This window comes from Pseudomonas lyxosi (assembly GCF_047758685.1).
Taxonomy (GTDB): Bacteria; Pseudomonadota; Gammaproteobacteria; order Pseudomonadales; family Pseudomonadaceae; genus Aquipseudomonas; species Aquipseudomonas lyxosi.
In genome coordinates this window covers 6,151,986-6,176,941 of sequence record NZ_CP180481.1, presented here as the reverse complement: position 1 = coordinate 6,176,941, position 24,956 = coordinate 6,151,986, and the positions used below count along the sequence as shown (strand labels likewise).

Annotated in this window: 19 protein-coding genes and 1 pseudogene; 11 read left to right on the top strand and 9 right to left on the bottom strand. The window is 45.1% G+C overall.

What is annotated here, in order from left to right:
• Positions 1-10: 10 nt before the first annotated feature.
• A complete protein-coding gene (locus tag ACMXYI_RS28360) occupies positions 11-1,180 on the top strand; it encodes a glycoside hydrolase family 25 protein (RefSeq protein ID WP_415770308.1) in 1,170 nt (389 codons plus the stop codon).
• Positions 1,177-2,238 carry a hypothetical protein gene (locus ACMXYI_RS28355; protein WP_415770306.1) on the top strand — a complete coding sequence of 354 codons (1,062 nt, stop codon included), beginning with the start codon at positions 1,177-1,179 and terminating at the stop codon, positions 2,236-2,238. The genes ACMXYI_RS28360 and ACMXYI_RS28355 overlap by 4 nt, the downstream gene beginning before the upstream one ends.
• Positions 2,239-2,994: 756 nt before the next feature.
• On the opposite strand, the gene ACMXYI_RS28350 is transcribed toward ACMXYI_RS28355, so the two are convergent.
• Entirely contained in the window at positions 2,995-3,777 is a 783-nt protein-coding gene (locus ACMXYI_RS28350) for a hypothetical protein (RefSeq protein WP_415770304.1), read from the bottom strand.
• A gap of 254 nt (positions 3,778-4,031) precedes the next feature.
• Between ACMXYI_RS28350 and ACMXYI_RS28345 the strand changes: the two genes are divergently transcribed.
• The 3 genes from ACMXYI_RS28345 (at position 4,032) to ACMXYI_RS28335 (ending at position 8,637) form a co-directional block, all read left to right on the top strand.
• On the top strand, positions 4,032-5,453 hold the full coding sequence (locus ACMXYI_RS28345) for a hypothetical protein (RefSeq protein ID WP_415770302.1): 1,422 nt from the start codon (positions 4,032-4,034) through the stop codon (positions 5,451-5,453).
• A 40-nt stretch (positions 5,454-5,493) separates the two neighbouring features.
• Positions 5,494-6,492, top strand: coding sequence for a hypothetical protein (locus ACMXYI_RS28340; RefSeq protein ID WP_415770300.1), 999 nt, complete (start codon positions 5,494-5,496; stop codon positions 6,490-6,492).
• Positions 6,493-7,374: 882 nt separating this feature from the next.
• Complete coding sequence (locus ACMXYI_RS28335) at positions 7,375-8,637, top strand: PIN domain-containing protein (protein ID WP_415770298.1); 1,263 nt, start codon at positions 7,375-7,377, stop codon at positions 8,635-8,637.
• Here ACMXYI_RS28335 and ACMXYI_RS28330 read toward each other — a convergent pair.
• Positions 8,575-8,808 carry a hypothetical protein gene (locus ACMXYI_RS28330; protein WP_415770296.1) on the bottom strand — a complete coding sequence of 78 codons (234 nt, stop codon included), beginning with the start codon at positions 8,806-8,808 and terminating at the stop codon, positions 8,575-8,577. The two genes, ACMXYI_RS28335 and ACMXYI_RS28330, sit on opposite strands and share 63 nt — an antisense overlap.
• Positions 8,809-9,425: 617 nt before the next feature.
• On the opposite strand from ACMXYI_RS28330, the gene ACMXYI_RS28325 reads away from it, so the two are divergent.
• The 3 genes from ACMXYI_RS28325 (at position 9,426) to ACMXYI_RS28315 (ending at position 11,601) form a co-directional block, all read left to right on the top strand.
• A complete protein-coding gene (locus ACMXYI_RS28325; RefSeq protein WP_415770295.1) occupies positions 9,426-10,145 on the top strand; it encodes a TRADD-N-associated membrane domain-containing protein in 720 nt (239 codons plus the stop codon).
• 281 nt (positions 10,146-10,426) lie between these two features.
• Positions 10,427-10,933: a DUF4062 domain-containing protein gene (locus ACMXYI_RS28320; protein WP_415770293.1), complete on the top strand. Its 507-nt coding sequence runs from the start codon at positions 10,427-10,429 to the stop codon at positions 10,931-10,933.
• 62 nt (positions 10,934-10,995) lie between these two features.
• Positions 10,996-11,601, top strand: coding sequence for a hypothetical protein (locus tag ACMXYI_RS28315; RefSeq protein WP_415770292.1), 606 nt, complete (start codon positions 10,996-10,998; stop codon positions 11,599-11,601).
• Positions 11,602-11,953: 352 nt separating this feature from the next.
• Here ACMXYI_RS28315 and ACMXYI_RS28310 read toward each other — a convergent pair whose 3' ends face one another.
• A complete protein-coding gene (locus ACMXYI_RS28310) occupies positions 11,954-12,931 on the bottom strand; it encodes a hypothetical protein (protein WP_415770290.1) in 978 nt (325 codons plus the stop codon).
• 361 nt (positions 12,932-13,292) lie between these two features.
• On the bottom strand, positions 13,293-13,913 hold the full coding sequence (locus tag ACMXYI_RS28305) for a recombinase family protein (protein ID WP_415770288.1): 621 nt from the start codon (positions 13,911-13,913) through the stop codon (positions 13,293-13,295).
• Between the two features lie 501 nt (positions 13,914-14,414).
• Between ACMXYI_RS28305 and ACMXYI_RS28300 the strand changes: the two genes are divergently transcribed.
• From ACMXYI_RS28300 to ACMXYI_RS28290, 3 genes are all read left to right on the top strand, one after another.
• A complete protein-coding gene (locus ACMXYI_RS28300) occupies positions 14,415-15,968 on the top strand; it encodes an AAA family ATPase (protein WP_415770286.1) in 1,554 nt (517 codons plus the stop codon).
• Complete coding sequence (locus tag ACMXYI_RS28295; RefSeq protein ID WP_415770284.1) at positions 15,961-16,899, top strand: DUF4435 domain-containing protein; 939 nt, start codon at positions 15,961-15,963, stop codon at positions 16,897-16,899. The genes ACMXYI_RS28300 and ACMXYI_RS28295 overlap by 8 nt, the downstream gene beginning before the upstream one ends.
• A 797-nt stretch (positions 16,900-17,696) precedes the next feature.
• On the top strand, positions 17,697-18,569 hold the full coding sequence (locus ACMXYI_RS28290; protein ID WP_415770283.1) for a DUF2971 domain-containing protein: 873 nt from the start codon (positions 17,697-17,699) through the stop codon (positions 18,567-18,569).
• Between the two features lie 54 nt (positions 18,570-18,623).
• On the opposite strand, the gene ACMXYI_RS28285 is transcribed toward ACMXYI_RS28290, so the two are convergent.
• From ACMXYI_RS28285 to ACMXYI_RS28265, 5 genes and pseudogenes are all read right to left on the bottom strand, one after another.
• On the bottom strand, positions 18,624-19,193 hold the full coding sequence (locus tag ACMXYI_RS28285; protein ID WP_415770281.1) for a recombinase family protein: 570 nt from the start codon (positions 19,191-19,193) through the stop codon (positions 18,624-18,626).
• Positions 19,194-19,520: 327 nt separating this feature from the next.
• Complete coding sequence (locus ACMXYI_RS28280) at positions 19,521-20,216, bottom strand: hypothetical protein (RefSeq protein ID WP_415770279.1); 696 nt, start codon at positions 20,214-20,216, stop codon at positions 19,521-19,523.
• Between the two features lie 136 nt (positions 20,217-20,352).
• A complete protein-coding gene (locus ACMXYI_RS28275; protein ID WP_415770278.1) occupies positions 20,353-20,568 on the bottom strand; it encodes a hypothetical protein in 216 nt (71 codons plus the stop codon).
• 195 nt (positions 20,569-20,763) lie between these two features.
• Positions 20,764-21,111: pseudogene (locus ACMXYI_RS28270) on the bottom strand (energy transducer TonB); the annotation flags it as partial.
• 1,906 nt (positions 21,112-23,017) lie between these two features.
• Positions 23,018-24,592: a hypothetical protein gene (locus tag ACMXYI_RS28265; RefSeq protein WP_415770276.1), complete on the bottom strand. Its 1,575-nt coding sequence runs from the start codon at positions 24,590-24,592 to the stop codon at positions 23,018-23,020.
• Between the last annotated feature and the right edge of the window lie 364 nt (positions 24,593-24,956).

Below are 24,956 nucleotides of genomic sequence, written 5' to 3'. Positions count from 1 at the left end.
GAATTTCTTAATGCTCGAGGAACCCTATGCCAAAAAAAGCAACGATGCTTTGTTCTCTGGAGTTCTGCTAAATTATTTTGGTAAATCTATAAATGTAAAAGAAAATAATCGATTTTTTAAAAAGGAGAAATATTTACAAAAAAATAGTCGTAGTTTATCACGCGAGTTGTTAGTGGAGCTATTTGCGTGCTTGGTGTTATTACAATTCTCAACTGGTAGCTATGCAGAGTGCTCACGGCCGCTTGCTCCCGGCAAATTTGAATTTCATCAATCTAGCCTTTCAAAGACTGGCTACCCCACAAATGATGGAATCATTCCTAGAGGCTTCGTCAGTTTGGCCGATAATACACCAGTTGTACATGGCGTTGATGTATCAAAGTACCAGGACGAACTGAATTTTGACAAGGCAAAAAAATGCGGTGCAATGTTCGCTTATGTCAGATTGTCTGGAGGAAGTTCCGAAAAGAACGAAACCCTATATCGGGTCCATTGGGCAAACGCAAGGTCTGCGGGGCTTTATGTGGGTCCTTATCACAATCTTAGTATAATCCCTGAAGAAATTAAGCATCTAAAAGCGGCAAGCATTGATGAACGCCCCGCAATTATAAAAGATTTGATGGGGCCGGCATTAGAGTCCGCTAGATCTCAAGCATCACTATTTATCTCAAAGCTAGATGAGGTTTTGGAACTGGATCCTCGACCTGATCCTTTAACAGGTTCTGAGGCTCCTACATATCTTCGGTCTGTTATTGACGCCACAACCGACCCTTTAGCAGAGGCGACCTTGTTGGAGAAGCAGCAACTTTCACCACTTTATGAGTCTATGGTGTGCGAGTGGATAAATACATTACAAAAATCAAAATACACCTCGAAAGTCATACTTTTCACGACCCCATATGTTTATGCCACATACCTTGATCATGGTACTGCCTGCGATCTTTCCAAGACATCAATCTGGATCAGATGGCGAAATGATGATGGTGACAAATTTGACAGAGAAAAAGATCCGATAAAGCTCGCCAAAGTCTCCGAGTTGTGTGGATCTGAAAAAACAAACAGATGTATTCTGCACCAATATACAAGCTTTGGTGGTTTCGGAGTTTACGAAAAGGACGCACCAATAGACTTAAATCGATTTTATGGCACTGAGTTGGAAATGAAGGAGCTTTTTTCAAAATGAATAATTTAAAAAACTCTTTGATTTTAGGCGTTTTTTGTATAATTGCCAGCAATCAAGCTTTGGCAGAAAAAGATTGCGTACCCAACTCGCAAGCGCCAGGTACAAAATTTGAGAACCCGAAACCTTGGGGCAAGACAAAAACCGACTCAGGTGCCGTTGTTTATGGTTTCGTAGATCTCGTCATCAACAATATAAACACTGAAGTTGTTCATGGGGTAGATTTATCTGAATACAACAATGTCCGCTACGACGAACTGCGCCGATGCGGAGCGACATTTGCCTTTGTGAAAATGAGAGCAAATTCTATTGGAGGCTATCAAAAACATTACCAAAAACTCTTAGCTCAGACAGTGGTGGTTGTGCCATATTATTTTCTAGATGTTCCCGGAGCGTACCAAAAAAATCCTAAAATATTCAACAAGGATAATGTATCTGCCTATGCCGACCTACTAGAAAAAGGACGCGAAATTGGACGTCTCCAAGCTGCCCAGTTTGTAAAGGATTTGCAAACGGCTCATCCAGAAAATTTTCCAGCCACAAATATCGCTGGTCTTTCAGGACAAATGATTGCATTAGATGTGGAAGATGTGTTTGCTGACACGCTCAAACCAACTAGTTTGCAGAGGCAAGCTTATGGCGGGTTCTATGGCGCGATGGTTGGCAGTTGGATAGTCGAAGTTAGAAAAACGTATCCACAGTTGATAACATTTTTTTATACTTTTCCAGCGATATTTCAAGATTATCTTCTATATGCAGAGCGAGAAGATAATAAGATAATACACGGAATGCCAATCTGGCTAGCAAACACCCGAGCCGACGCATCAGATATTGACTTTAGTAAAAAAACGATCGGTCGAGTGTGCTTCTCTGCTTCGGGCGGAAACCGATGTATTGTTCATCAATATACCCATCGCGGGGTTTTTGCATCCGCCGATAAGCAATCCAAAGGCGAGCCAAATCATATAGATCTTAATCGATTTTTTAACTCCACTACTATTGTCGACGGTGTGGGTGTTCAATATATTCGCACAAATAGTATTAAGCCCGATGATAAATGAGCCCTAAAAAACATGCCCTAAGGTATCCAGTTTCAAGAGCGGCCTGAGCTCAGGGATAAAGGGGATTAAGAGGGGATAAAGGGGACGGATAAGGCGGACACCCATTAGCCGGTCTCGAGTCAAGGTTAAAAGACCGCGCGTCCTGCAGTTCTAACTGCAGGGTTTGACCTTTAACTCAACCTGACCGGTTGAACCCGTTTCCTCATCGTTGGCTACGACCGAATCGTGCCTGACACCCATGTGGATCAAGCTGATCAGCCTCGTCGAACCGACCTTGTGTTCTGATTTTCGGGACATGATTCGATCAATCAAATCCTTCAACTCTCCAGTGATCTCAATCCGCCGCCTGGCGTATGTTTTTACCTGAAGCATCCATATCAGTCCATCGGGAACGTCGCGTTCACGACTCGGTCACCGAGCGAACCGCTGATTTCGCACCTGGACAACCCCTACGTGCCCGAGGGCATGCCGCCGATGCATACCGATCGCCCGCGGGCTCGATCGTGATACCTGGTGGAGTCGGTGGATCACACGCTCACCCCGTTGGGGCGGACGGTATCGGTAGAGTGCAACGGAGGTAAGGAGGGCAAGGCAAATGTCTCCGGTAAGCCACAGAAGGTCGTGCTTGAAGTAGCAGATTGAATACCTAGGCACGTTGTGCCTAGGTAAATTTTCTTTTCTATAAATGGCTAATTCGAAAGGATCGATTGAAAACTCTTGGTTATCTGTACGAACAAATAAACATCCATCCTTCGCTTAACCAGGCCAGACTAATTTACCTTCAGTGTCTTCTGAAATCTCAGGTTTTCCACCGAGACACTCGTAAAATAACATCCCATATCCAGCCGTCACGTGCGCGCGCGGAGAATGCGGATTAACGATCTTTCGCGCTTTTATCCATTCCTCTTTACTGTTACTGAAAAAGTTTTCTAGTTTGTATTTCGTAAACTCACCACGATACATGCCAATGGTTAGGATTCTTGCTGCGATCTCTGGATCCATCGCTAGATCAGGATTGATATAAAGTGCTGTGTTCGGGGTTAAGCTTAATAGTTTTCCAAACTTTAAGTAGTTCTCACTCCATGTGAGCTGGGCGTAACCTCGCCCTACATAGTTTTTGTTTGTTTTAGGATCAATTTTTGCGTATTTTTTTAATTCCTTTCCCATGGCGCGACAGCTTTCTTCTGTAAGGCACCATAATTTTTCCTTCGTGGTGGATAGCATTGAACCTTCACTTTCACGATAGGCTGTGCCGATGACGTAGGCCACTTGTTTCAAGTTTGAGGTTCGGTGGGGTACCCTTTCTATTTCATCGAATATGTAGTTTATTCCCTGTCGTCCACTACCATTTAAAATTCTGTTGTCGAGTTTGAACGTCCGCATTTCTTCCCTATCTAGCGCGGTAAAACTGCGCTTCGATTTTACGGTTTGCTCGCACTTTTTAAAAAAGGACACACGATCAATTTTTTCAGTTGCCAGTGCGATGCTGGGTAAGCAGATAGCTAAAGCCAGGAAGCTCACTTGTGATTTTTTATTCATAATGGTTATTCCGATTGTGCCAGTGTTGACCCTTCGTTTTTTTGTAACTGCACAGTTCTTGATGGTAGCCCAGTATTTTAGTCTGGCAGGCGATTGGAGGTCGATTGTAAAACTTTGCGTTTTTAGCATTTTTAGACAGTAGTTGTAAGCCTTGTGAAACACCCTATTGGGATGGCTTGCAATCATCGCAATACTGGTCTAAACAATGTTGAAGTGATCGAGATGAAGTCAGTAGTGTCGTAGAGGGCTTATCTATGAAATTATGGAAAACTCTTCCCCTGATGGCCCTAATTTTATTTGGGCCAGGCCTCGTTGCTGCGGATGTTTTCAAGGATGGCGAAAAAATCAGGCAGCGAATTGATTCGATGGAGAATGGAACTATTGATTCCGGATATCAAAAAGTTGTTGTGTCCTCAAATGCAGGGTTGAAAGCTTGTGAAAGTAGTTTTGCTGGGCGTTTTACCAAGTCATTACTAAAATACGGAGATACTGCTGCACTGACCGTTCTTCTTGATGATGTTCCGATTGTTGCATATGAATATGACCGCGCAGCGGGAAAATGCACAAGAATAAACAATACGTCTGTGGATGCTCTGCCGCAAAAGAGGTTAGATATGGCGGCGCAGGAAAGACATAAGATAATAATTGCATATTTAGATTCCACAAAAGTAGAGTCGCTAAAGGAAGTGGTAAGTTTGGCGTCAGATACAGCGGCACTTAGTGGCTATGTTTTGATAAGCGCGGCGGCAGCTATCCCACTGAATGCTCTAGCGGCCAAAGTTGATGTGGTGCTTAGTAATGCTTTAAGTTCAAATGACACTAATACTACCTTCTTGAGGTTGCCTTCTGAAGGAAATAAGAGGTTGGTCATTAAATTATCTATTGATGGGGCGCCATTTCAAGACTTGGGAGAAATAAGAGTTGTACAAACCCAATCGCTTTTAAAGGGGAAGATACCGGGTGACGTTATTTTCGAGCGAACAATCAGTGACAAAACCGTTGATGACCAACTAAAGGTAGGTCGGCATGGCATGTCCATAAGAGATTATCGTGGAAACCTGAAGGTTGCTCGACAGGAATGTGACTTCTTGCGTGAAACTTACGCGGGGATTTTGACGAACTATGATCTGAATTACCTCTTGGAGAGTTACTTGGTAGGGACGCACAAAGGGCTCTTGAATTCAAGTTTTTTGGATGCTTGCTTCGGTACGACTCAAGTAGATGGGCTTTCCGTTTATTCATTAAAAGAGGAGGTAATAGACTCTCGTATTTCCGCTTCAGATCTGCGCGGCACTTCATTTATGAAGACTTTCAATCCGAATTCCGGCAATCCTCCTTTTGATAGAAATCTCAAAATCGACTTCGCGCCTATAGGATTTCCTTTTAGAACCGCTAACGAAATTTTGACTGCTCAGAACCAACGGGAGGCTGGTTGTTATCAATTTTCAAAAATAAATTCAAGGCAGTTCTATTTTACAAAAGCTATTGATAGGAAGGTTTATTACTTTAAAACGTCTGTTGATCAAGCTTACACAAAAGAGCAGGAAGATCAGGGTAGTCACTCAATGATAACCTCTATCGTCGTCGCTGACGATATCACCCAGCTTGGGGATGATGGAGAGTACACAATGAATAGTGAGCGTTGCCTTAAAAATTATGACTTTTCATCGCGGTAAAATCACATGACTTGGGTTTTCTTAATGGGCAGGTATTGGCATGAAAAAAGTAAATTTCGCCGTAGGAGCGTGTGTTTTCGCACTCACATCTTCTTCTTTTGCAGCTCTACATCTGCCAGACAGTGATTTTGAGGAGGTTCTGAATGCGGGTCACTGGAGTGTATCTGTGGATGACAGCGCTCAATATTATAGTGAGCAACTTCCTTCCACAATAATTAAAAAGTGGGTAGATAATTATAAGGCTTCAGATCTCGAATCTACCGTCGGCCTCGGGGTTATGGTACTCACCACCTCCGTTGCTGAATGGGGAGTTTCATCTGACGCTACCTTACCCCCGGACCCTCACAGTACCACGCACAGTGTGAAATGGAGGGGGCCCGTTGTTGGAGACGATGGTAAGCATCTAATGAGTTATGCGGTAGGTGGTATAGGTATTAATCATACAGATAGCGGTGAGTTGAAGGAGCTTTTTGATTACTTGAAAACAAAACATCCTAATTTGGCACCCAAATCTGATAATTTTTTTAAGTTACGAGGCATAAATTATGATCTTATCCGCGCAAATGGCGGCGTATGTACAGAACCTCGCTCTGAGATTAAGAATGATTTAGATGGGAAGCCATTTAAGCACGATAAATTTCCAGGCGGAAAAAAATACTGCCCAATTTATAAGAAAGGTAGTACCACCATGGAGGATTGGCAGATATTTAGGCACTGGATGCGCGCCAGTGTTCGCGAAAAAGATGTGCAACGATACATTATTGAGCGCTGGCTCAACAAAGTTTGGTTGCCTTCATATAATGCCGTTTTAGCAGCAGGCGGGACTGTTGAGGAAGCTATGATCAATGCGCGTATAAGAAACTCTAGTCCGGTGACAGCTGCATGCGCAATAAAAAGTGCAAAGGGAAGCGCTGATCGAATTAAGGCCGAGCTTGAAGCATATACTTCAAAATCTTGTGGTGGGAAACCAGGTCATACAAGACGGCTCGGGTCAATAATGCGTCCAGTGGTGCTATATCATTATTTTAAAGCTGAATAATATTCTAGAAGGTTTTCATCGAATCCGTTGAGGTCTAAATGGAATTTTCTTGAAGGTGTAAAAAAACAACAGGGAAGGGAGGAGGTCAGACTTAGGCGTCGTGAATCATCCTTCGCAAGGTGAGCGTAGCATCTTGAAAGTTTCGTTTGTAGGATTGTGTTCGGCCGATAGTAGGCCCGCGGTTTGGGCCAATGTTGGGGCCAATGAGCTGGCAGCAGCTTACTAAGACCTTGCTATGGATAGCTCTGATGCAAAGCCGAGTAAGGTGCGATGACGGTCTGCTTCTGGCCGATTCTGTTGAAAAAGTCGGCTTCGGTTTCCATGGTAGAAAAGTACGCGCCTGAGATTGAAATCTGTGTTTTTGTAGAAGGTTAAAGTACTCGGATTTCACGTAGCAGCGTGCAAAAGAGGTGTTTTCATCAATCAATATTCGCGCGTTTTGGGCAAACCGACTTTTTCAACAGAATCGGCCGAAACCAGCCTGTCGGGATTGTTATATTCCGAATGGCGCAGAACTTGTTGGGAAGAAATGGGGCAATTCATACCCCAATCTATGCCATTCAATGCCAGTTATGCGCTTATGCATGTTCGATGAGAGCGCTACTAACACCAGTAAGGACGGGCATTTCGCCTACTATGACGTTAATACTCGAGCACAATTGGCGTGTGGGAGGATAGGTCGGAATTGCTTTATTTATCAGTGGTTTAGGGCTGCTCTGTCAAAAGTGTGAGGCAAAAATGGGGCAAATTGCCAATCAGGCGGTACCGAATTTTCGCGCTGTAGAGTGAGGTTATCATAGGGGGGTGGTGGAAAAGGCCAGTCGGGTCTATTTTGAGTGGTACGCTGTCAACTAGCCATTACCTCGTCGAACAGAGCAGAAGATGAAAAGTGAGTTTCCGGGTTTTTTTTCGAGCGCAGCTGATGATATCGATAAGATGTGGGACGAGTGTTTATTTGTCCTGGATGCAAATATCTTACTGAATCTGTATCGGTACTCAGACTCTACTTGCGAAAAATTACTTGGTGTCTTTGAGGCGCTAGGGGATCGTCTTTGGATTCCTCATCAGGTCGCGTTAGAGTATTTAAACAATCGACTCACTGTTATTGGTGAGCAGGGGAAAGTATACGATGACGCAGTTAAGAAGGTTGAAGCGCTAAAGAGAAGTTTAGAAAATCATAATCAGCATCCGTTCGTTAGTGAGGTTACTCTCAAGGAGAGCTTAGCTGTATTCGAACGGTTGGTTGCGGAGCTCATTGAAAATAAGCGTATCCATGATAAGCGAATAAGTTCTGACGAGATTAAAGATAAGTTAGGTGAGCTGCTCGATGGTAAGGTTGGGCAGGTTTTTTCTCGTGAGCGCTTGGAGCAAGTCTTAAAGGACGGGCAAATTCGGTACGAGCAAAAAACCCCTCCTGGATTTTGTGATGCCAAAAAATTTACTGATTCGGTAGTGTTCGATGAAAAGTGCAGGCCGTTTGGTGATTATATTGTTTGGCTGCAAATTCTCGACAAAGCAAAGAATGATGGGAAGCCGGTTATATTTGTAACTGGTGATTCAAAGGAAGACTGGTGGGCTTCCTTTCAAGGGAAAACACTTGGACCTCAGCCAAAGTTGATTGAGGAGTTTCTATCCATTGTCGGCTTCTCTTTTTATATGTATCCCCCTGATCGATTTATGGAAAGGGCAAGTGAATATCTGAATCAGGCTGCGTCGGAGGAGGCCGTCAAAGAGATTCGAGATGTTCAAGTAGATGCTAAGGTTAGCTTGGAACGTAACTTAGATTTAGTGAATTCTTGGCTTGAAAAGAGCACGCCGAACAAGTGGTATTTTAATAAAACATTGGCGAGTTGGATGAAGGATAGTGATGCTGCTCTAAGGGGGAAAGAGGCGAAGATTCGAACTGATCTGCATGATGCTCGTATTCAACTTAGGGCTTTGGCAGAGTTGCTTGAAGATATGGTTTTGCTTAATGTAAATCGTGATGATCAGGCTTACGGGAAGTGTGTAGAAAGTGTTCGTAATATGACTTTTCTTGTTTCTCAGTTGGAGGCAGAGCTAGAGTCGGTCCGTCATGAGCGCTTAACTCTTACTTCGAATATTTCCTCGATAGGCATGGAAGAGGATTTGCCAGATCAGACTTGACGAATTTGTTGTCCTGTTAAATTCGCCCAGATATTTTGAAACATTGTCGCCTACCTCTGGCGAATCTCGCTGTTCCACCCACAACGTCAACTCCATTATCGCCGCCTCCAGGGCGAGTTGATTGTGGTAGATCCTTTCCAACACATCGGGTCGTGAGTAATCACCTGGCATGGAGTCGACTGCTTTCGAGAAAAACACAAGCATAGCAACGGTAGTGGTGAAGAGGTTTAGGGCAAAATTAGGGCAAAATCAGGGCCGCCAAAGACCGCAGGACGCCATGAGCAAAGGAAGAAAGCACAATATTTTCTGGCCTTAAGCGGTCTACAAGGACGCGAGAAGGGGTTCGAATCCCTATCGTTCAAAGCCGTCCAGATCGTAGAACAACCCCGAAGCTGTATTCGGCTACCTCTACCTAAAACTGGCATCGATAGTCTGGCCTTAAAAACTTGAAGGCTTGGCATGGATAATACAGTGCGTGTTCTCAGCTATATATGCGCTGCCTTTAAATCTATCTGTAGAGTAATTCCGGTTTCAGTCAAGACCAAACCGGTCGGCGCTGCACCAAAAACGGTTCGTGAGAGGAGCAACAGGCCGCTGCGTATAGGGAAAGGTGGACAGTATGATGGCATTCGGCTATCGTCGCGACATTCGTATAATAAAGTAATCAAACAAAATGTTGGTGTTGTGGCGAAACAGCCACAACATATGAATTGAAGAAATTAGAGCTTCTTGATATGGCTTACAGGCTAACGATGCAGTCGTAAAATTATACTTAGAAGGATTAATAAATGTTCCCTTTTCCCTTTGGTAATTTTGTTGAGCTTCTTTATAGAGCTTGGTTTAAACACCAAGCTTACACGCGACCGATAATAATTGTTTCATTTGTTTTTGCATTCATGGCCTTTATTGTTGTAGGTCTTTTAGAGCCGGCTTATCTTGAGCAGCGGATTGCCGAGCCTATTGCAGCAATATTTGCAGTAATTGCTCTACTTTTGTCAAGTGGTGTTATAGCGTATCAAAGTTATATCGAGCAGGAAGAAAAGAACACAAAAATTGAGCAGGTCGAGAAACGAGTGCGCGAGCACCCGGAAAAACCCCAGCTAGCCTGGGATCTTGCACGATCCAAATTAGAAAACTATCTCGATAGAAACCTTAGTCAAGTAAAATCCATATTTTGGTTGACTCTACTAGTCATGCTTGTTGGCTTCGGCTTTATACTGTATGGGCTGTATCATGCATTTGAATCGCCCGATAAACTACCTGTATCTATAGTCGCTTCCGCATCGGGTGTTTTAGTTAGCTTGATAGGCGGTTCATTTTTAATTATTTATCGGTCAATTCTTGCTCAATCCACAGAGTATGTATCCGTTCTGGAACGAATTAATGCTGTAGGCATGGCAGTCCAGGTAATATCGAATATTTCTAATGAGTCAGCCTCTCTGCGTGAAGAAACGACTGCTGAACTTGCAAAGCAGCTAATAGGGCTTTATGCGGCACCCAAAAAATAACTGGGTCCAGTCAATTTTTTAAGTGCCCTGGCTCCTTGGTCATTGTTCCGCCTTCGGCTTTATAAATAGTTTTAAACGCCCGCTTCTGGCTGATAGCTACCCTTCGTGAGAGGCTGTTATCGACCCTAAGCAGACGTTCATAAATACCCGCAAAAGCGGTGGCGATTTATGCGGAAAATCAGTACACGCCTCCCCTTTTGGATGATAGCATTGGGCCGTCAATAGTGACGGATGTAATTGTTTGTATATTCGAAAAATGTATTTGTGCTAACGAGGGGTTTATGGCTGGCCTAAGGGTTTTTGTTTCGTCAACATGTTATGATCTATCCGTTATTAGATCACAACTTCGTGTCTTTATTAAAGCTCTTGGTCATGAACCGTTAATGAGTGATTATAGTGACTTGTTGTATGACCCGAGATTGCATACACACTCAAGTTGCGTGGATGAAGTGGCAGCAGCGGATGTCGTTGTTTTAATTGTCGGGTCGCGATTTGGAGGAAAAGTATTTCCTGAGGCGTTGGCAAGGTTGGACTTTGATTTGCTGAAAGCCGAAAGCAAAAGTGTTGAGCTATTAAAGTCGCAAGAGTCTCTTTCCGTTACGCAACTGGAGATTTTGAAGGCGGTAGAGTCAGGTATTCCCGTATTTACTTTTGTGGATAACTCAGTTTGGCATGATCATGCTCTTTATGAAAAAAATAAAGGAGGGAAGATTATTAACGATATTCAATTCCTTCGATTGAAAAGCAAGAGACTGCAAGATTTATTTTTGAGTTTATTAATTTCTTGAGGCATCGCGCAAAAGGGAATAGTGTATTTACCTTTTCAAAGCTTCAGGATATTGAAGAGGTTTTGCGTTCGCAGTGGTCATCTCTGTTTCAGCGCTTGATTCATGAGCAGCGACAGAAAGTTACAGATTCAAAGCGACTGGATAACCTTACTGAGAAATTCGAGGATCTTAAGGCTGCTATTTTGAACTCGATGGGCGATATTAAAGAGCGTGAAGTTGCCAAGGCTGTTGTTAAATATAGACGGTTGCTTAACTTCGTGCGTGCTTTAGGTATGAAGGATTTAGCGTTTCTCGCGAAAAAACACTCTTGGGATACATTGCTGAAGCATGTGCAGATTGATTCCATCGAGGATCTGGATTTGTTGATGGATAAAAACACTGTTCATGAGCTTAAGTTTATTAAGGGTAGACGCCCTGGTCGGCAAATTCTTTATTTGAAGAAGGTGGATGGGACTTTTTTTGAGTTTAGAGGGAGCTTTGCAATGCTCGAAGATTTAATGGGGGAGTGGAATTCGTTCATGGAGTTGGCACCTCAAACTAGAAGTGTGGTTTTCGAAGCGTTATCCGATACTGATGTTATGACCTCTTATTTACGATACATACCGGAACAGTTGGAAACATACGCAATCACTGAAGGACTTACATTTAATCGGAGCTTTACTGGTTGAATGAGTCGTTTGTGCAATTTTAGGTGCGCGGGGCTGCTTTGGGCCAGCTGTGTAAAAACGCAAGCAACGTTTTGGTTCGGTATCTTTTTTACACAACCTCTAACATATTCTGTCATTCGCGCAACTCGGGTCGGCTCTAGCATGTCATGACTGGCAGGGGTCGACCCAAAGCCGACATCAGGCAATGGATTCTTTTGGGAATAGCTGTGATTGAGCAAAAAGCGTAATCCTTCCGCTTTCCGAACATTACGGGCTAGTAAAAGATGGCGGATCAGCATTGCGTAGTATTATTTCGGCACATTAGGTGACTATTTGCAAAGCGGCTCTACCATAGTGTGCTAATGGCTGATATCTATTTATTAACACTGTAAGTTTGGAGTGATTCACGCAGTTTTTTTATCGCCTGCACTGACAAAGGGGGGCGGCTCGTATGTGCAAGCGCATGGCAGGTTGGGCATAGGGGGACAAGCGATTTTAATGCATCCAAGAGCAGGATGCGCCTACCCGCAACGTCGGACTCATAGATCGGGTTGGTATGGTGTAGTTGAATGACTTCAAAATCTAATCCATCGGGGGTTGAAAACCCACAGGCCTGGCATTGCAGTCTTCCATCCTTGTGCAAACCCCGGAAGTAGCGCCGACCTTCATTAAGTAATTTCTGTGAACGCTTCCGTCTCGATGCGGGGCTGGTATTGGTACCGCCCTCCTCAATAATTGTAAGAGTCTGGGTCGGGGACAGATTAGGTTTAGCGTTAGTAGTGGAGTCTAAAACGAATAGGAACTCGTCACGGTATTGATTATAAAAATCTCTGGCTTTTGAGCGATCGTCCCAATACCACTGATAGACTTCACCCAGTAATATCTGTGCGTTCTTAGCCTCGGCCATTGGCTTTTCTCCGCTGGGGCGCGGGTCAAATGACGCGACGTTCCGAATCTTGTAATAGATCGAACCGGCGTTCCGTCCAATAAGCTGTGAGATTTCACGGTATAGCGCTTTTTTGACTTGCCCGGGTTCAAGATTTAGTTGGTCATATCCCCAAACGGCGAAATAGCACTCCTTCCAACTCCAGTCTTCCCAATTAGATTCGATTTGAAAACCAAGGCGTTCCAGGAAAACATTGGATTCAACTCCGCCCGAGAATTCGGTTGTAGTGAGTTCCTCACCGTAGGCATACTTTGCAGCAAGGGAAAGGACAAGTTTTGGGGGGTAGGATTGTCCATCATGAATCAAACCAAATTTGGTAGATTTACGCTTTTTAGGTACGCCCTCAGCCAGAATATTGGCGATTGCTTGTAGAACGTGATCTCGAGTTATGGTCTTTGGTATCATCGAAGTAAGCGTCCTAACTCTGTAGATGCGTGCGAGATATAAAATTTTAGTGTTAAAACAATCAATTTTTTGGCGACTTTCTAAGGCTGCTTATGGCCGTTCTCTGTCGGTCATAAGCCACCCTTTGAAATCCTTGATACCCAAACTTTTCAAAATCGGCACCTGCCCTAGATCGAATATCGCCCACGAATCCGTAGCGGAATATCAAGGCGGAGAATATGGTAGATCGGCGGATTTCCTGTACAGGATGGGTCGAGGTTAAGAGCCATTCCCGTACCACTTCGCTGTCGACGGCTACGAATTCAAAATATCACGGGTATGAGAAACCGCCCGTAGGTGGCGGATGTCACCCTGGTATGGTTTACAGAGTCAGCTCCCGCTTGATGCGGTACACGGTTGCAATTCCCACGTCGGCGATCTTGGCGATTTCTTCCACAGTGTTGCCGTTCCGCTTAAGCAAGCCCACAACCTTGCCCCACTTCGCTTGATTACGCCCTTTGCCCGCTGGCTTCCACTCAGGTTCAGCAGCACGCTTGTTTTCCAGGCCTTCCCGAATCCGCTGTACCCGCTTCTCTTGATCAAGGCGGGCCATGGTTGCCATCAGGTCCAGCAACATGCTGTTGATTACCTCCATGATCTGGCCGGTGATGCCCTTGTCCTCAACCATCATATGACTGGTCGGCAGGTCAGCTACCACCAGGCGAAGTCCTTTGGCCTTGATAGTTGACTTGAGCGTCTCCCAATCGGCTTGTGACAGGCGACTCAGGCGGTCTACAGACTCCACCAGCAGCACATCACCCTTTGCGGCAGTGTCCAACAGGCGTATCAGTTCAGGACGAAGGAGTTTGGTGCCACTGATGTTCTCGGCGTACACACCAGTGATGTTCAAGCCCTTGCCAGCAGCGAACGATTCCAGTGCGACTTTCGCCCGGTGGGCATCTTGATCCTTGGTTGATGCACGCAGGTAAAGATGAGTATTCATGACCTACTATCCTTTGTCATAAGAATCGATAGGTCAATGATAATTGAATCGTATAGCTATCCGCAATAGTCATTTGATAGTGGTTTTGAGGGTGTTGCCGGGCTACCAGACATGTCTACTTCTTTGATAGTGATCTGGGGCGCAGTTGCTGGGGTTGCCTCCTATCTCTAAATCCTTGATTCTACAAGGATTTATCAGTCGAAAATCTCGAAGTGTGACAGCGTTTAGGTACACCTAAGTGGTGTATTCCTCTAAGCATTGTAATCAGCATCTAGACAGCTCTCCAATGACTGTTGCATCGTCCTCACAGCGCTGAGGATCGGTGGTGTCTATTCTTTTTTTCTCTGCGACCTTAGCTTTTTAAATGATCCATGTGGTAGTAATCTGCCATCAATGGATGGCCTGTTGCGCGTAACGATGAGCAGTGTTGAATTTTGCTGAAATTGCTCTCGGTCGATCAGCAAAACGCTAGGCAGGGTGAATTGACTTTGGAGATATTGCATGGATGTGGATGATAGCTGGGAAGAGCATAGTATTATGGACAATGTGGGTAGTGCACCTTCACTTGTGGAGAAATTTACAATTGAAGGACTCTATAAGTACAGAACAATTAGCCTTTCGTCACAATATTCTGCAACTATCTTGATCGCCAAGAATGGTTCCGGAAAAACCACATTGCTCGGGGCTCTTGATGCGTTCTTGAAAGGGCAGTTTCTCCGGCTAATTGATTTGCAGTTTTCTAGAATAACCTGCAAGTTAAGGGGGGTTGATCGAGAGCTGGTTGTTGAGAGGGCAGAGATTGATGAGCTTGGTAAAATTTCAGATAGCTCTGAGGTGGGTCTCTACGCTAGACGGATCGGCGTCGATTCATTCGCTCTTATGGAGTTGCTGGATGGGGATTACAGAACTTCGATCAATGAGTATTCTGGAGAAGAGATTGCCGAAAAAATCGTAAACAATAATAACTATTCTACACACATTTCAATCAAAACTTGTGATAAGTTGTTCGCGACATTATATGACGCAGTTCCAAATATTCAAGAAGTTAGAAGTATCACCAGGAAAGCTTTGAATGGCTGTGAGGTTGTTTATCTTCCGACTTATAGGCGGATCGAACTACCCCTGGATAATGAAAGCGAAGATGTAAGAAGGCCAAGAAGAAAAAAGAGTGTAAAGTCAAGGCTTGGTCTTGGTCGTCGTTCGTTATTCAGTACCGATATTCAATTTGGGCTTGCTGATATCTCTGAGCGGCTTAATTATTTGAATCAAGAAATATTGTTTGAGTCGAATCAAGGTTATCGGAAGATTAGTGCTAATATTATTAGTGATCTAATTGGCGGTGGGTTTGATAAAGATCAAGTGGGGCCGTTCGAGCGGCCTGATAAAGAAGCGCTCAATATATTTTTTGCTAGGTTGAGGGATAATAGAGGGATTCACTTCAGGGATGATGTTACGATTCCGGATTTAGATAAAGTTTATGGTAGTGATATATCGGTGGAGTCGAATAAGTTCCTTTCGTACTTCCTTGATAAGCTTAATTCTGTGATTAAGGCTACAAGAGGTGTTGAGGAGAAGGTCGAGGAGTTTATCAAAAGCTGTAATAAATATTTATCGGAGGAAGATGATAGTGTAGCTGCTTATCAAAATGGGGATGGCAGATACTCTTACTCTGATGATAAAGAGTTGATTCTTGATCGAAAAACCCTTCAGGTAAAAGTAAAGAGTCTCGTCACTGGCAAAACGATTTCATTGGAATTTCTTTCTTCGGGGGAGAAGCAGATGATTTCGCTGTTTGCTCGACTCTATCTTTACCCGGAAAAGAAAATCGTTTTAATTGATGAGCCAGAGTTGTCGCTATCGCTAAACTGGCAGCGAAAAATTTTGATTGATGTTTTGAATAGCAATTCTTGCGAGCAGGTTATTGCAATTACTCATTCTCCATTTGTCTTCGATAATGCTTTAGAGCCCTATGCAAAGTCGTTGGACTTTGTGATCGATTTGAAAGCTGAGATGGATGAAGCCAAGGATGACGAGCGAGGGGACATGAATGAGTAATGCTGAGGCTTTACCCCCTGCGGGAGGGGACGGGCTTTTGCAGGTCCTTAAAAATTCTCGAAACCGATCGGCGGTTTTAAAGACGCAATTGGTAGTGCTCAAGTCGTCATTGCGCAATCCAACAGTGTTCGTGTTTGAAGGTCCCGAAGATAAGACGGTCTATCATCATTGGATATGTAAGGTTAATTATGCGCAGTCTTATGAGCCTTTTGTGTGTAATGGTAAAAGTCAGGTTTTAAAGCTTTTTTCTACGGTTCAGAAAGATGTCAATGGTTTGGGGGAGGGCGTTTACTTTTTTGTTGATAGGGATTTTGATCCAGTATGTGAGCATCCGGTCAGCAAAAAAATATTTTTAACTGAAGCATACTCAGTGGAAAATTACATAGTTAGAACCGAAACGGTTGTTGAATTGCTGAAAACGCATTTTCACTTTTTGCCGGATGTAGCGTTAAGGGCTAAATTGGTGGATCTTTTTGATCAGCTTTATTCGGAGTTTCTGAGCGTTACACACGAAATTAATTTTAGAAGCTTTGTCTGTAGGCACCTGAAGATAGAAGCGGTGCCAGGGCTTCCTAAAAAATTAAATAAACTGGCGGTTGTGGAGCTGGACGGCGTGTCTCCTGTTGGTGAGTCTGCTGAAAATATTATTAAGTTTAGTCGCGAGCCGTCGCAGGCTGAATTGGATATGGCAAGAGCAGAATTTTCTAAGCTGACTGCGAAGCGAGATTATCGCGGTAAATATGCAATGATGTTTTTAATGCGATGGTTAGACTTATTGGTCAGAGATCGTAATTCAGATAATAGTAAGTATTTTATGGGAGTTAAAACGGCGGAGGCTGTTGCATCTGTTAATCTTGATTGCGTAGCCTCCAGGTCGGTTTTCCCACCGGGATTAAGTGATTTTTTGGGATGGGTGAAGGCTAACAAATAAACCATTAACACTGCTCAGTCCTTGGGTGCTGGTAGCTATAGTTTTTAGCTCCCAGCATCTTGCTGTAATTTCATGTTAAATAGTAATTTTCCTGTGGAAATCCTGCGTTGCTTACCCTCGCCTAGGGGGTAGCCCTCACCGACTCTGGGAAGCAATCGAGGGGTAATTTGTATGCGGGAATCACTGATATTTCAGGATGGCCCTAATTCGGTTGATTGTTAACCCCTTAGAGGCCGCGCTGTAGTCCACCCCCCGCCACTGACTTCAAAAATATAACGAGCAAGAAAAAAGCCACCAGTAAGCAGCGTGTAGTCAGGCCGTGAAGCTTACAGCGTCTAGAAAACGAACTTGTGATAGGTCGCACGTCTCCCGAAATGATGCCAATAAATGCCTTTGTGACAGCGAGGCTTTTCTGTGTCTGGGTATTTTTCAATTCTTCTACTACTATCTCTACTACTCAACCCCCGCCAAAACCAAGTTGGCAATCGGCGTTCAACCGCGTGCTGACATCAGTGAGAATCCGGTATGGATATTTGTCACCCATGCTCAATGGTTACGTGCTTTAGAAACATGCCACCCGCCTTATGATTCTGAAATCCTGAGTAGCGACAGACGCATGGCCATGAAAGCTTCTGTGAGCTCGTATCAGCGCGTTTGAGTGAGTGCTAGGGCAAACACGCAGTGTGGATTGCCCCCGGCCTAGCTGAGAGAAGTAACGCTCCAGGTATTGCAACTCGTGACGCTGCGATTGGTTACTCATTTGAATGGAGTCTCGGGCGGAGTCCGCAGTACCATCCTTGGCTATCACCACCTCATGCAGCGCCGCCAAGGATGAAACCGTGATTTTCAATGTCACTGACCACAATAAGTACCTTTACCACTACACCAGTGCCGCGACCGCGATCAATTGCATCCTCAAGTTTCGTACTCTCCGGTTTGGAGAGTACAAACGGACCAATGACCCCAAGGAAAGTAAAAACTGGCAGTTCGATTTCGTATCGTTCGAGCCGAAGCGCGACCGCATAGATTACGACCGGAATGTCATGTCGGCTTGGCTTTCAGATGAGTTGAAGCGCGACACGCGACTAGTCTGCTTCTCGCGTGATACAGGACCGTTGACCGGCACCCATCTCGCAGACATTTTCAACCGGGGTTTTTGTAAACCTCGAATGTGGGCGCAGTACGCTGAAAAACACACCGGCGTTTGTCTGGTGTTCAACCGCGAGAGTCTAGAGAAAGAAATAACCACTCAGCTTGCTGCGCACACACCACTGCTCGGTGGTGCGGTGCAGTACAAAGATTGTGGGATCGCGCGAGACATATTTGAAGAAGTGCTCTTCAGTATCAATACTGACGATCTTGAAAAATATGGCCGCGAAGAATACCCGTTGATCCACTTAAGAAAACATTACCGCCAGCTTTTTTTCGAGAAAATGAGCGATTGGCAAGCTGAAAATGAATTTCGCTGGATCGCGTTTTCGAAATCGACGGAGCCGCTGGATGTAAAATATGGAAGTGCTTTGGTGGGTATGGTGTTTGGTGAGGACACCAGTGAGGAGAACAAAAGGGAAATGTCCTTGCTCACCAGCGGAGCGGGAGTCGAAATGCGAGGGTTGAAATGGAAGAACCACAGTCCTTGGTATGACTTCGAACGGCAAGGCTACCTTTGACTGCGGTTTCTGATATTCATACCGAACCACAGTCTTACCCATTGGGGCTTTAAATCAGGCTCTGTTCCAGTGACGCTTTACTGTCGCGATGCCAATCTTGAGGTCACCTGCAACTTCAGATTGCGACTTATCCTGTGCCTTGAGTCGCTGCACGGCGGCGGTGGTGTCGATAGCCTCTGGTCTACCCAACTTCTTACCTTCAGCCTTTGCACGTTGCAATCCTGACTGTGTGCGTTCGATTAACAAGTCACGCTCAAACTCCGCCACGGCGCCTAGAACCTGCATGGTCATCTTCCCGGCTGCGCTGGTGAGGTCTACGCCACCAAGTGCAAGACAGTGGACACGGATGCCGGTAGCAGCCAGATGCAAGACTGTTTGACGTACGTCCATTGCATTGCGCCCGAGACGGTCAAGCTTGGTAACGATCAGCACGTCACCCGACTCCATGCGCTCCAACAACTTTGTAAAGCCAGGTCGTTCATTGGCTGCGATGCTGCCTGAAATGGTTTCTTCCACCACCCGGCTCGGCTGAACATCGAACCCAGCGGTTTTCACTTCCTGCACTTGGTTCTCAGTGAACTGGTAGGAAGTGCTGACTCGGCAGTAGAGAAATGTGCGGCTCATGATTGCTGATTCCACTGGTATCGCTAAAGGTGGTATCAGTGTGAATGGATCGTAAATTATCGTCAACCCTATTTTGTTGATACCAGTTTTGGCCTGATTCGCTCGTATCGTTTAACGGTCGTTTAATGATGCTCCACTCGCATAAAACGTGGCCACTTTGTTTTTTCGTTTCTGCATTGTGCGTAGGCGTTGTACGTAAATTCGCAGCCCGAAAACTTCGGGATGCAAAAAAATACGGGCGGCGATTTTTTGATTGGACCATGCCGATAATGTGGACCCATTTAGCCCCTTTAGCCCTTTTTGAGTGCACGTAGTCGGTCCCTGGTGTCAGCCCTTTTTTAGCCGATTAGTGATGTAGACGATGGATGTTGCTGCGAACTCAAGGAAAAACTCTGCTTCTGCCTTTGAAAGGCCTGACTCGACTGTGCCACCGTGCCTAACGAAATCTTTGTTACTCGCATAGCCATAGGCTTGGGTGATCAAGCGTTCAATATCAGCGTCGAGCTTTGCTTGTCTGATGATCTTGCCGAGCGTTCCGTTCGGCTCATTCAGCAGCACCATGAGGCTTGACTCAACGGAGCTGATTGACTCCTTTATGGAATTTTCGAAGTCAGGCGTTGCTGAGTAGATGAAGTTCTTCGCCTTTAGCCATTGCGCACGGATTGGCGTCAGTTCGTTGGCCAACGCTTCATTTGCCTTGCTCCAATTCCTAGATGATGGGGCGTGTCGTTGTATCCGTTTTAGGTCGAGCAAGACATCTGCATAGAGTTCCTGCACGTAGACACGCCGACTTGCATAGGTGCTCATTTCCTGGAGCTTGCAAAATGCCATGAAGACTTCGAGAGATTTGTGCGGGTTGGGATTCGTATATTTCGCTTCTTCCAGATCAATCGTCACCTCCGGATAGAGTTCCCGGTATTCGGCAGTTTGAGCAGGGGTCCGGCCATCGGTGGCATACGCGATCATTAACGTCTGTATTGCTATGACCTTAGCGCCCAGTTCTATCGCCCGCTTGCTATCCATAAATTGCTCCTGGCTTCCTGGTGATCACATTACCCCAGCTTAGTCAGGGCTTGGAGGTGAGGGGGCGGGAGCTTTATGTGAACGACCACAATGGCTATTTCGTCTCACGCTTGATCCTAGACGTCTTTGATAGAGGTTATTGCCTCAACTTGAGAATCCCGGCGGTGATGGCCGAGGCATTTGTGTCGAGGGTTTCCAGCGCCGCGATGGCGTTGTTATGTGCTTCGGGCGAACCAGTTGACCTTGCCCACAAGGCGACTTCTTCAATTGCTACGGCTAGCGCGTGCTGGTTGTGCAGTAGCAAGGTCAGTACGTCCGCTGAGGCGATGTTGGCATCTGTATTGTCTGGCATGGTGGTCATCCTTGAGTGGGTGGTGATCGATGTTGGCTACCGGGTTTATCGAGCAAGCAGAGTTTTAATAGTCCAAGCCCCCTGCGGAATGACGCTGGGGGCTGGGCAGTGGATATTTGGCTATGGTGACCCCAGCATCGAAGACGCGCATATCACGAATCCTCAAAGCACCTCACGTGCATGCTGGCCCATTGATTACAAGGCTAGATCATCAGGCGTTACTGTCATCCTGAATGAACTGTACTGTTGGAAATCACTAGGCCTAAGTCCCTGCATTTCTGGCAATCGACCGACGTTTTTGACAGCAGCCACCGCCGAGTTATCGTAAGGAGTATCTCCACTGGACCTGGCTACACTGACTGATTTCATTGTGCCATCCGGTAACATATTGATCTGTAGTACGACCTTCATGCCTTTCTTTGCTGACGGTGGGCGAGCCCAGCCTTCTGATGCCCGAGCAAGAATCAGATCTTCGAAAGTGCCCGCAACTTCTTCACCACCATGATCGGCCGGTTCCTGCTGACGTTCAGGTTCGGCTAAAAGCTGACGTAAAGTTTCGTCTATAGGCTGACGCTCAGGTTTGTTTGTAGCTATAGGTAGTTGTCGCACTTCCTCCACATGTTTCGCTGGGCGTGAATTTTGCGAGGGTTTATCATTTGTGGTTAATCTAGTGACCACAATATTTCCGAAACGGTCCGTGCCAACGACACGAACAAATTGCCCTTGCAGCTGTCGACCGTTGAAGTCTCCATCTTCTTGGGTTATACCAAGAGAAGAAAGTCCATTAAATGCAAAAATGTAACATATGCCTGGATCACACGCGGTGATGGCAGAGGCTTTGTCCAGCTTGAAAAGCTTGTTTTTGAACCAGTCCAACCCCTTATCTTTGTTGTTCGCTAGTGCATCTGAAAGCCCACCGGAATACTTCACTCCATTGATACTTTCTAACGTCTTTAACTGTGCTATAGCTTTGGCTTCTTCTGCCGCCTTAGCCTTAGCATCTTCTACCATTCTAGCCTTGGCATATTCGGCGGCTTTTGCCTTAGCTTCCGCCTCGGCACTTTCCCTGGAATGGAACAGTGTTTGGGCAGAGGTATCGCCGTTTTCGGCCATACTCTTGGTTTCTGTTAGATCCTGCGAAGCATATGCATAGCAGGCCGCCTGCATGAGGCAAAGCCCCAGAAACAACGGACGTGCATAGCAATTCCAGCTCTTGTCTACGAATGATGGGCCCACTTCCATATTCTCACGGTATCCAAAAAAACGAGTCTAATGGAAAAACGCGAACTATGGCTAAAAGATGGCCATTTTTTAAGATTCTAACTTAGAGCCTAGTTCTAATCAGGCCAAGGGGATCCAAATAGGGCTTCAGCCCCTAAAATAGGGGGTGTCAAACCTTAGGTAAGGTGAAGGGATCGTGGGTGAGTTTACCCGGCCTTGTTCCCCAACCTTTTGACAGTGCTCAGGTTGACTCCTAGGTCAGATGCGGTGGCTGATTGGACGAGCCCTTTGGATTTTAATTCCTGTACTTTGGTTGTGGGTGTCGCAGTTGATCGACGCAGATCGAGCGAACTCATGCAGGCCTAAACCGTGCTGAGGCTCGAGGTGCGTCAACAGTGCCTTGATATCGTCGCTCCTCATTATGTATAAGTTTGGTTCAGTTTGAAGGTAGCATAAAAGTTAAAGATATAAGCCCCGTTTTCAGGGGCTTTTTCATACGCATTTATTTCTGAAGGTTATTTGATCTGTTGTATTGTGTCCTCTAGGATGCCCCGATTTTATTAGGTCATAGGATGGAATGACTCAGCTTGAAAATATAAAAAGGCACATAAGGCCAGTGCTATGTGGTCTGGTCGCTCTATCATACTGTTGTGTAAGGAAACGCCTCTAAATGGCGTGTTTTGGCGCATTGGTACAATAGCCATATCACTTGTCCTCAGGTTTTTAGGCTGTGGCCAGCGAAGGTTGTGGCATTAAAAATAACAAGAAATGTTTTTATATTAATATTTTGTGTTGTTCTATGCGGGGTGTGATTTTACTCAAGCTGCATAGCGTTTGATGTGAAACTCCTGGTTAATGTCCGAGGTGACGCCGTGGGCAATCGGAACGGATGTGTTTGTTAAATCTCTATGCTTTTAAAACATCATAGATGATCGCTAGGGTTATGGTCTGTTAACTTTGATTACACGAGCTCGCGAGTGTGCCCCGGTACGGGGCGGAGAATCAATTGAACCGAGTATATCCGCGCTTCGCACGGTAGAACGCACTTCGTGCATTCTAATTTCGGTCTTGATTGATATAGGTTTTCAGTTATAGAGCGCCTTCAAGGTTTTAGAAGTTTAAAGACCTCAAAGGTCTTAGAGGCGGCTATATCTCTAAGAGGTACTCTTCGTATTGCAGCCGTTTCTATGCAGGCTGGCCGCCCAGCTTGCACCGGGCGGAATCAGTATTATGCGAAGAACCTTTCAAGGCCCTCGACAGGCTTGGATTGTAAGCTTTCGCGTACGTTCTTTGTCCATGTACGGGCAGTTCTCTCCGCTACGCTCCAAAACTCCATCACAGCCTTATTAATATCGGCCTGTTTAAAACCGTTGTTGAAAGCGTGCCCGATAAAGGTCAAGGCCTTGGCTTTCTCGTCAGGTGGGGTTTTAGACCTACCATCTGGTTTTGTAGGAATGGTTAGCGCGAGACGATCATCAATGATAGCGTCTCTCATGTAAGTCTGTTTAAAGTAGTCCGCGACTTCTGTATCCTGTACATAGAAGTATACTGGTTTGGTATTGCACCGATTTCGAATCGCAGTACGGGTCACGGCTTGCAAACTAGCTTCGTATTTGTTTTTGACGATCCAAGCTTCAATTAATTCAGTTAAGCTGAAGCCGTGCTTGTCACCTACAATCTTTAGGCAGTTCCTATCATTTGGGCTTGGTTTCCCGCTAAACAACAACAGCGCAGCAGTACTGTCTTGGTAGCAATTCAACCCTCGACAATCCATGGGGACGAATTTAATTTCAGTTTTTACTTCTTGGGTCGAAGGCCGATAATTTTCGCTGAATTTCGACCATGAGTTCTGAATGACCAAGAAACTCTCATTGGGCGTATGCTGAATTGCTGTCTCGAATACCCGGTCGACGATTTGGTTGTTCTGCCCGTCGTGAGTATGTCCTTGGTTTCCTTCTTCGTTTGCTAGCACTTTGGTTTTCGACCAGCTGCCTTTCATCATCGGATAAATAAAGATGTCGCAGTTATACTTGGCAGGTTCGGGGGTAAACAGAGAACGCTCGTATTGGTATCCCAGTTTTTTTGCAAAAAGGTCAAACATACCTCCTTCAATATTTGCAGCCAGGATATGGGTTTCTCTCGCCTGGTCGATCTGGGCGAAAACAGATTTTTCAACAATGGTGTGGACATTGATATTCCCGTTGCTGTCCGTTTCGGAGAGCACGATGTTTCCGGTCAAAATAGTATCGTAGATCTTGTGTTCCACTGCTGATAACGTAGAGGCGGTGTCCCTATTCGACAAGGAGGATTTATAAGTCTTTACCCGTTCCTTAATTTCCGTGATTCGATCATCCCAGATTTTTAATTGATTGTGGATAGCATAAGTGGCTGCGTAAATTGCTTCTGCTTCTTTAGGTTTCATGGAAAAATGATTGATATCCATGATTTCTGGAAGCTCATCAATGATCAAGATATAACCTTTGAGAAGAGCGGGGTCGGTACGTCTCAGAGCGTCGTGTGTGATGATAATTAAGGGGGCATCCTTGTTTTTAAGAACTTCGGCCAGAACCCTGGTAACCGATGTTCTGTTGTGTTTGATTTCATCCTGTTTGCTGTTAATGATCAGCGGGGTTAGATTTGCTTTTTTCATGCTTTTCAAAATGTCGTCGTTTAATTTTAAAGTTGGAAGCGCCATGATGACGTTGTGCCCGTTTCCAATATAATCTGGAATCTTATTGATTACGGCGTGCGTTTTCCCAGCCCCAGGGGCGGCGATAGCTGTATAGATGGTTTTCTTGGACATTACGAATATACCTTTTTTTTGGTGAATAAAATCCGGGCTGGCAATGACGGTTGTCAGTAGTGTCAGCGGGGATTTGTGTTTGAATTGAGATAACTATAACGCGTTTTCGGCCGATTCTAAACACTTTCAAAAGTTTTTTAATGTTAGGGGTCTTGTAATGGTGTTGCTTGGGGTTCGCTTACTTATATCGAACAATGATTTGATTAAATCGATATGGGTGCTGTTTTGTTGGTGGTGTACTGTAGTGTTGCTTGTTTGTTTTTAATTCGATGCAATTGCTTGGGGAGCCTTCTCGGTAATATATTGCTCCGAGAAGCCCCCTTTTATATTCGCTGGGTATTAGTCCAGCGGCTTTTGCAATGCT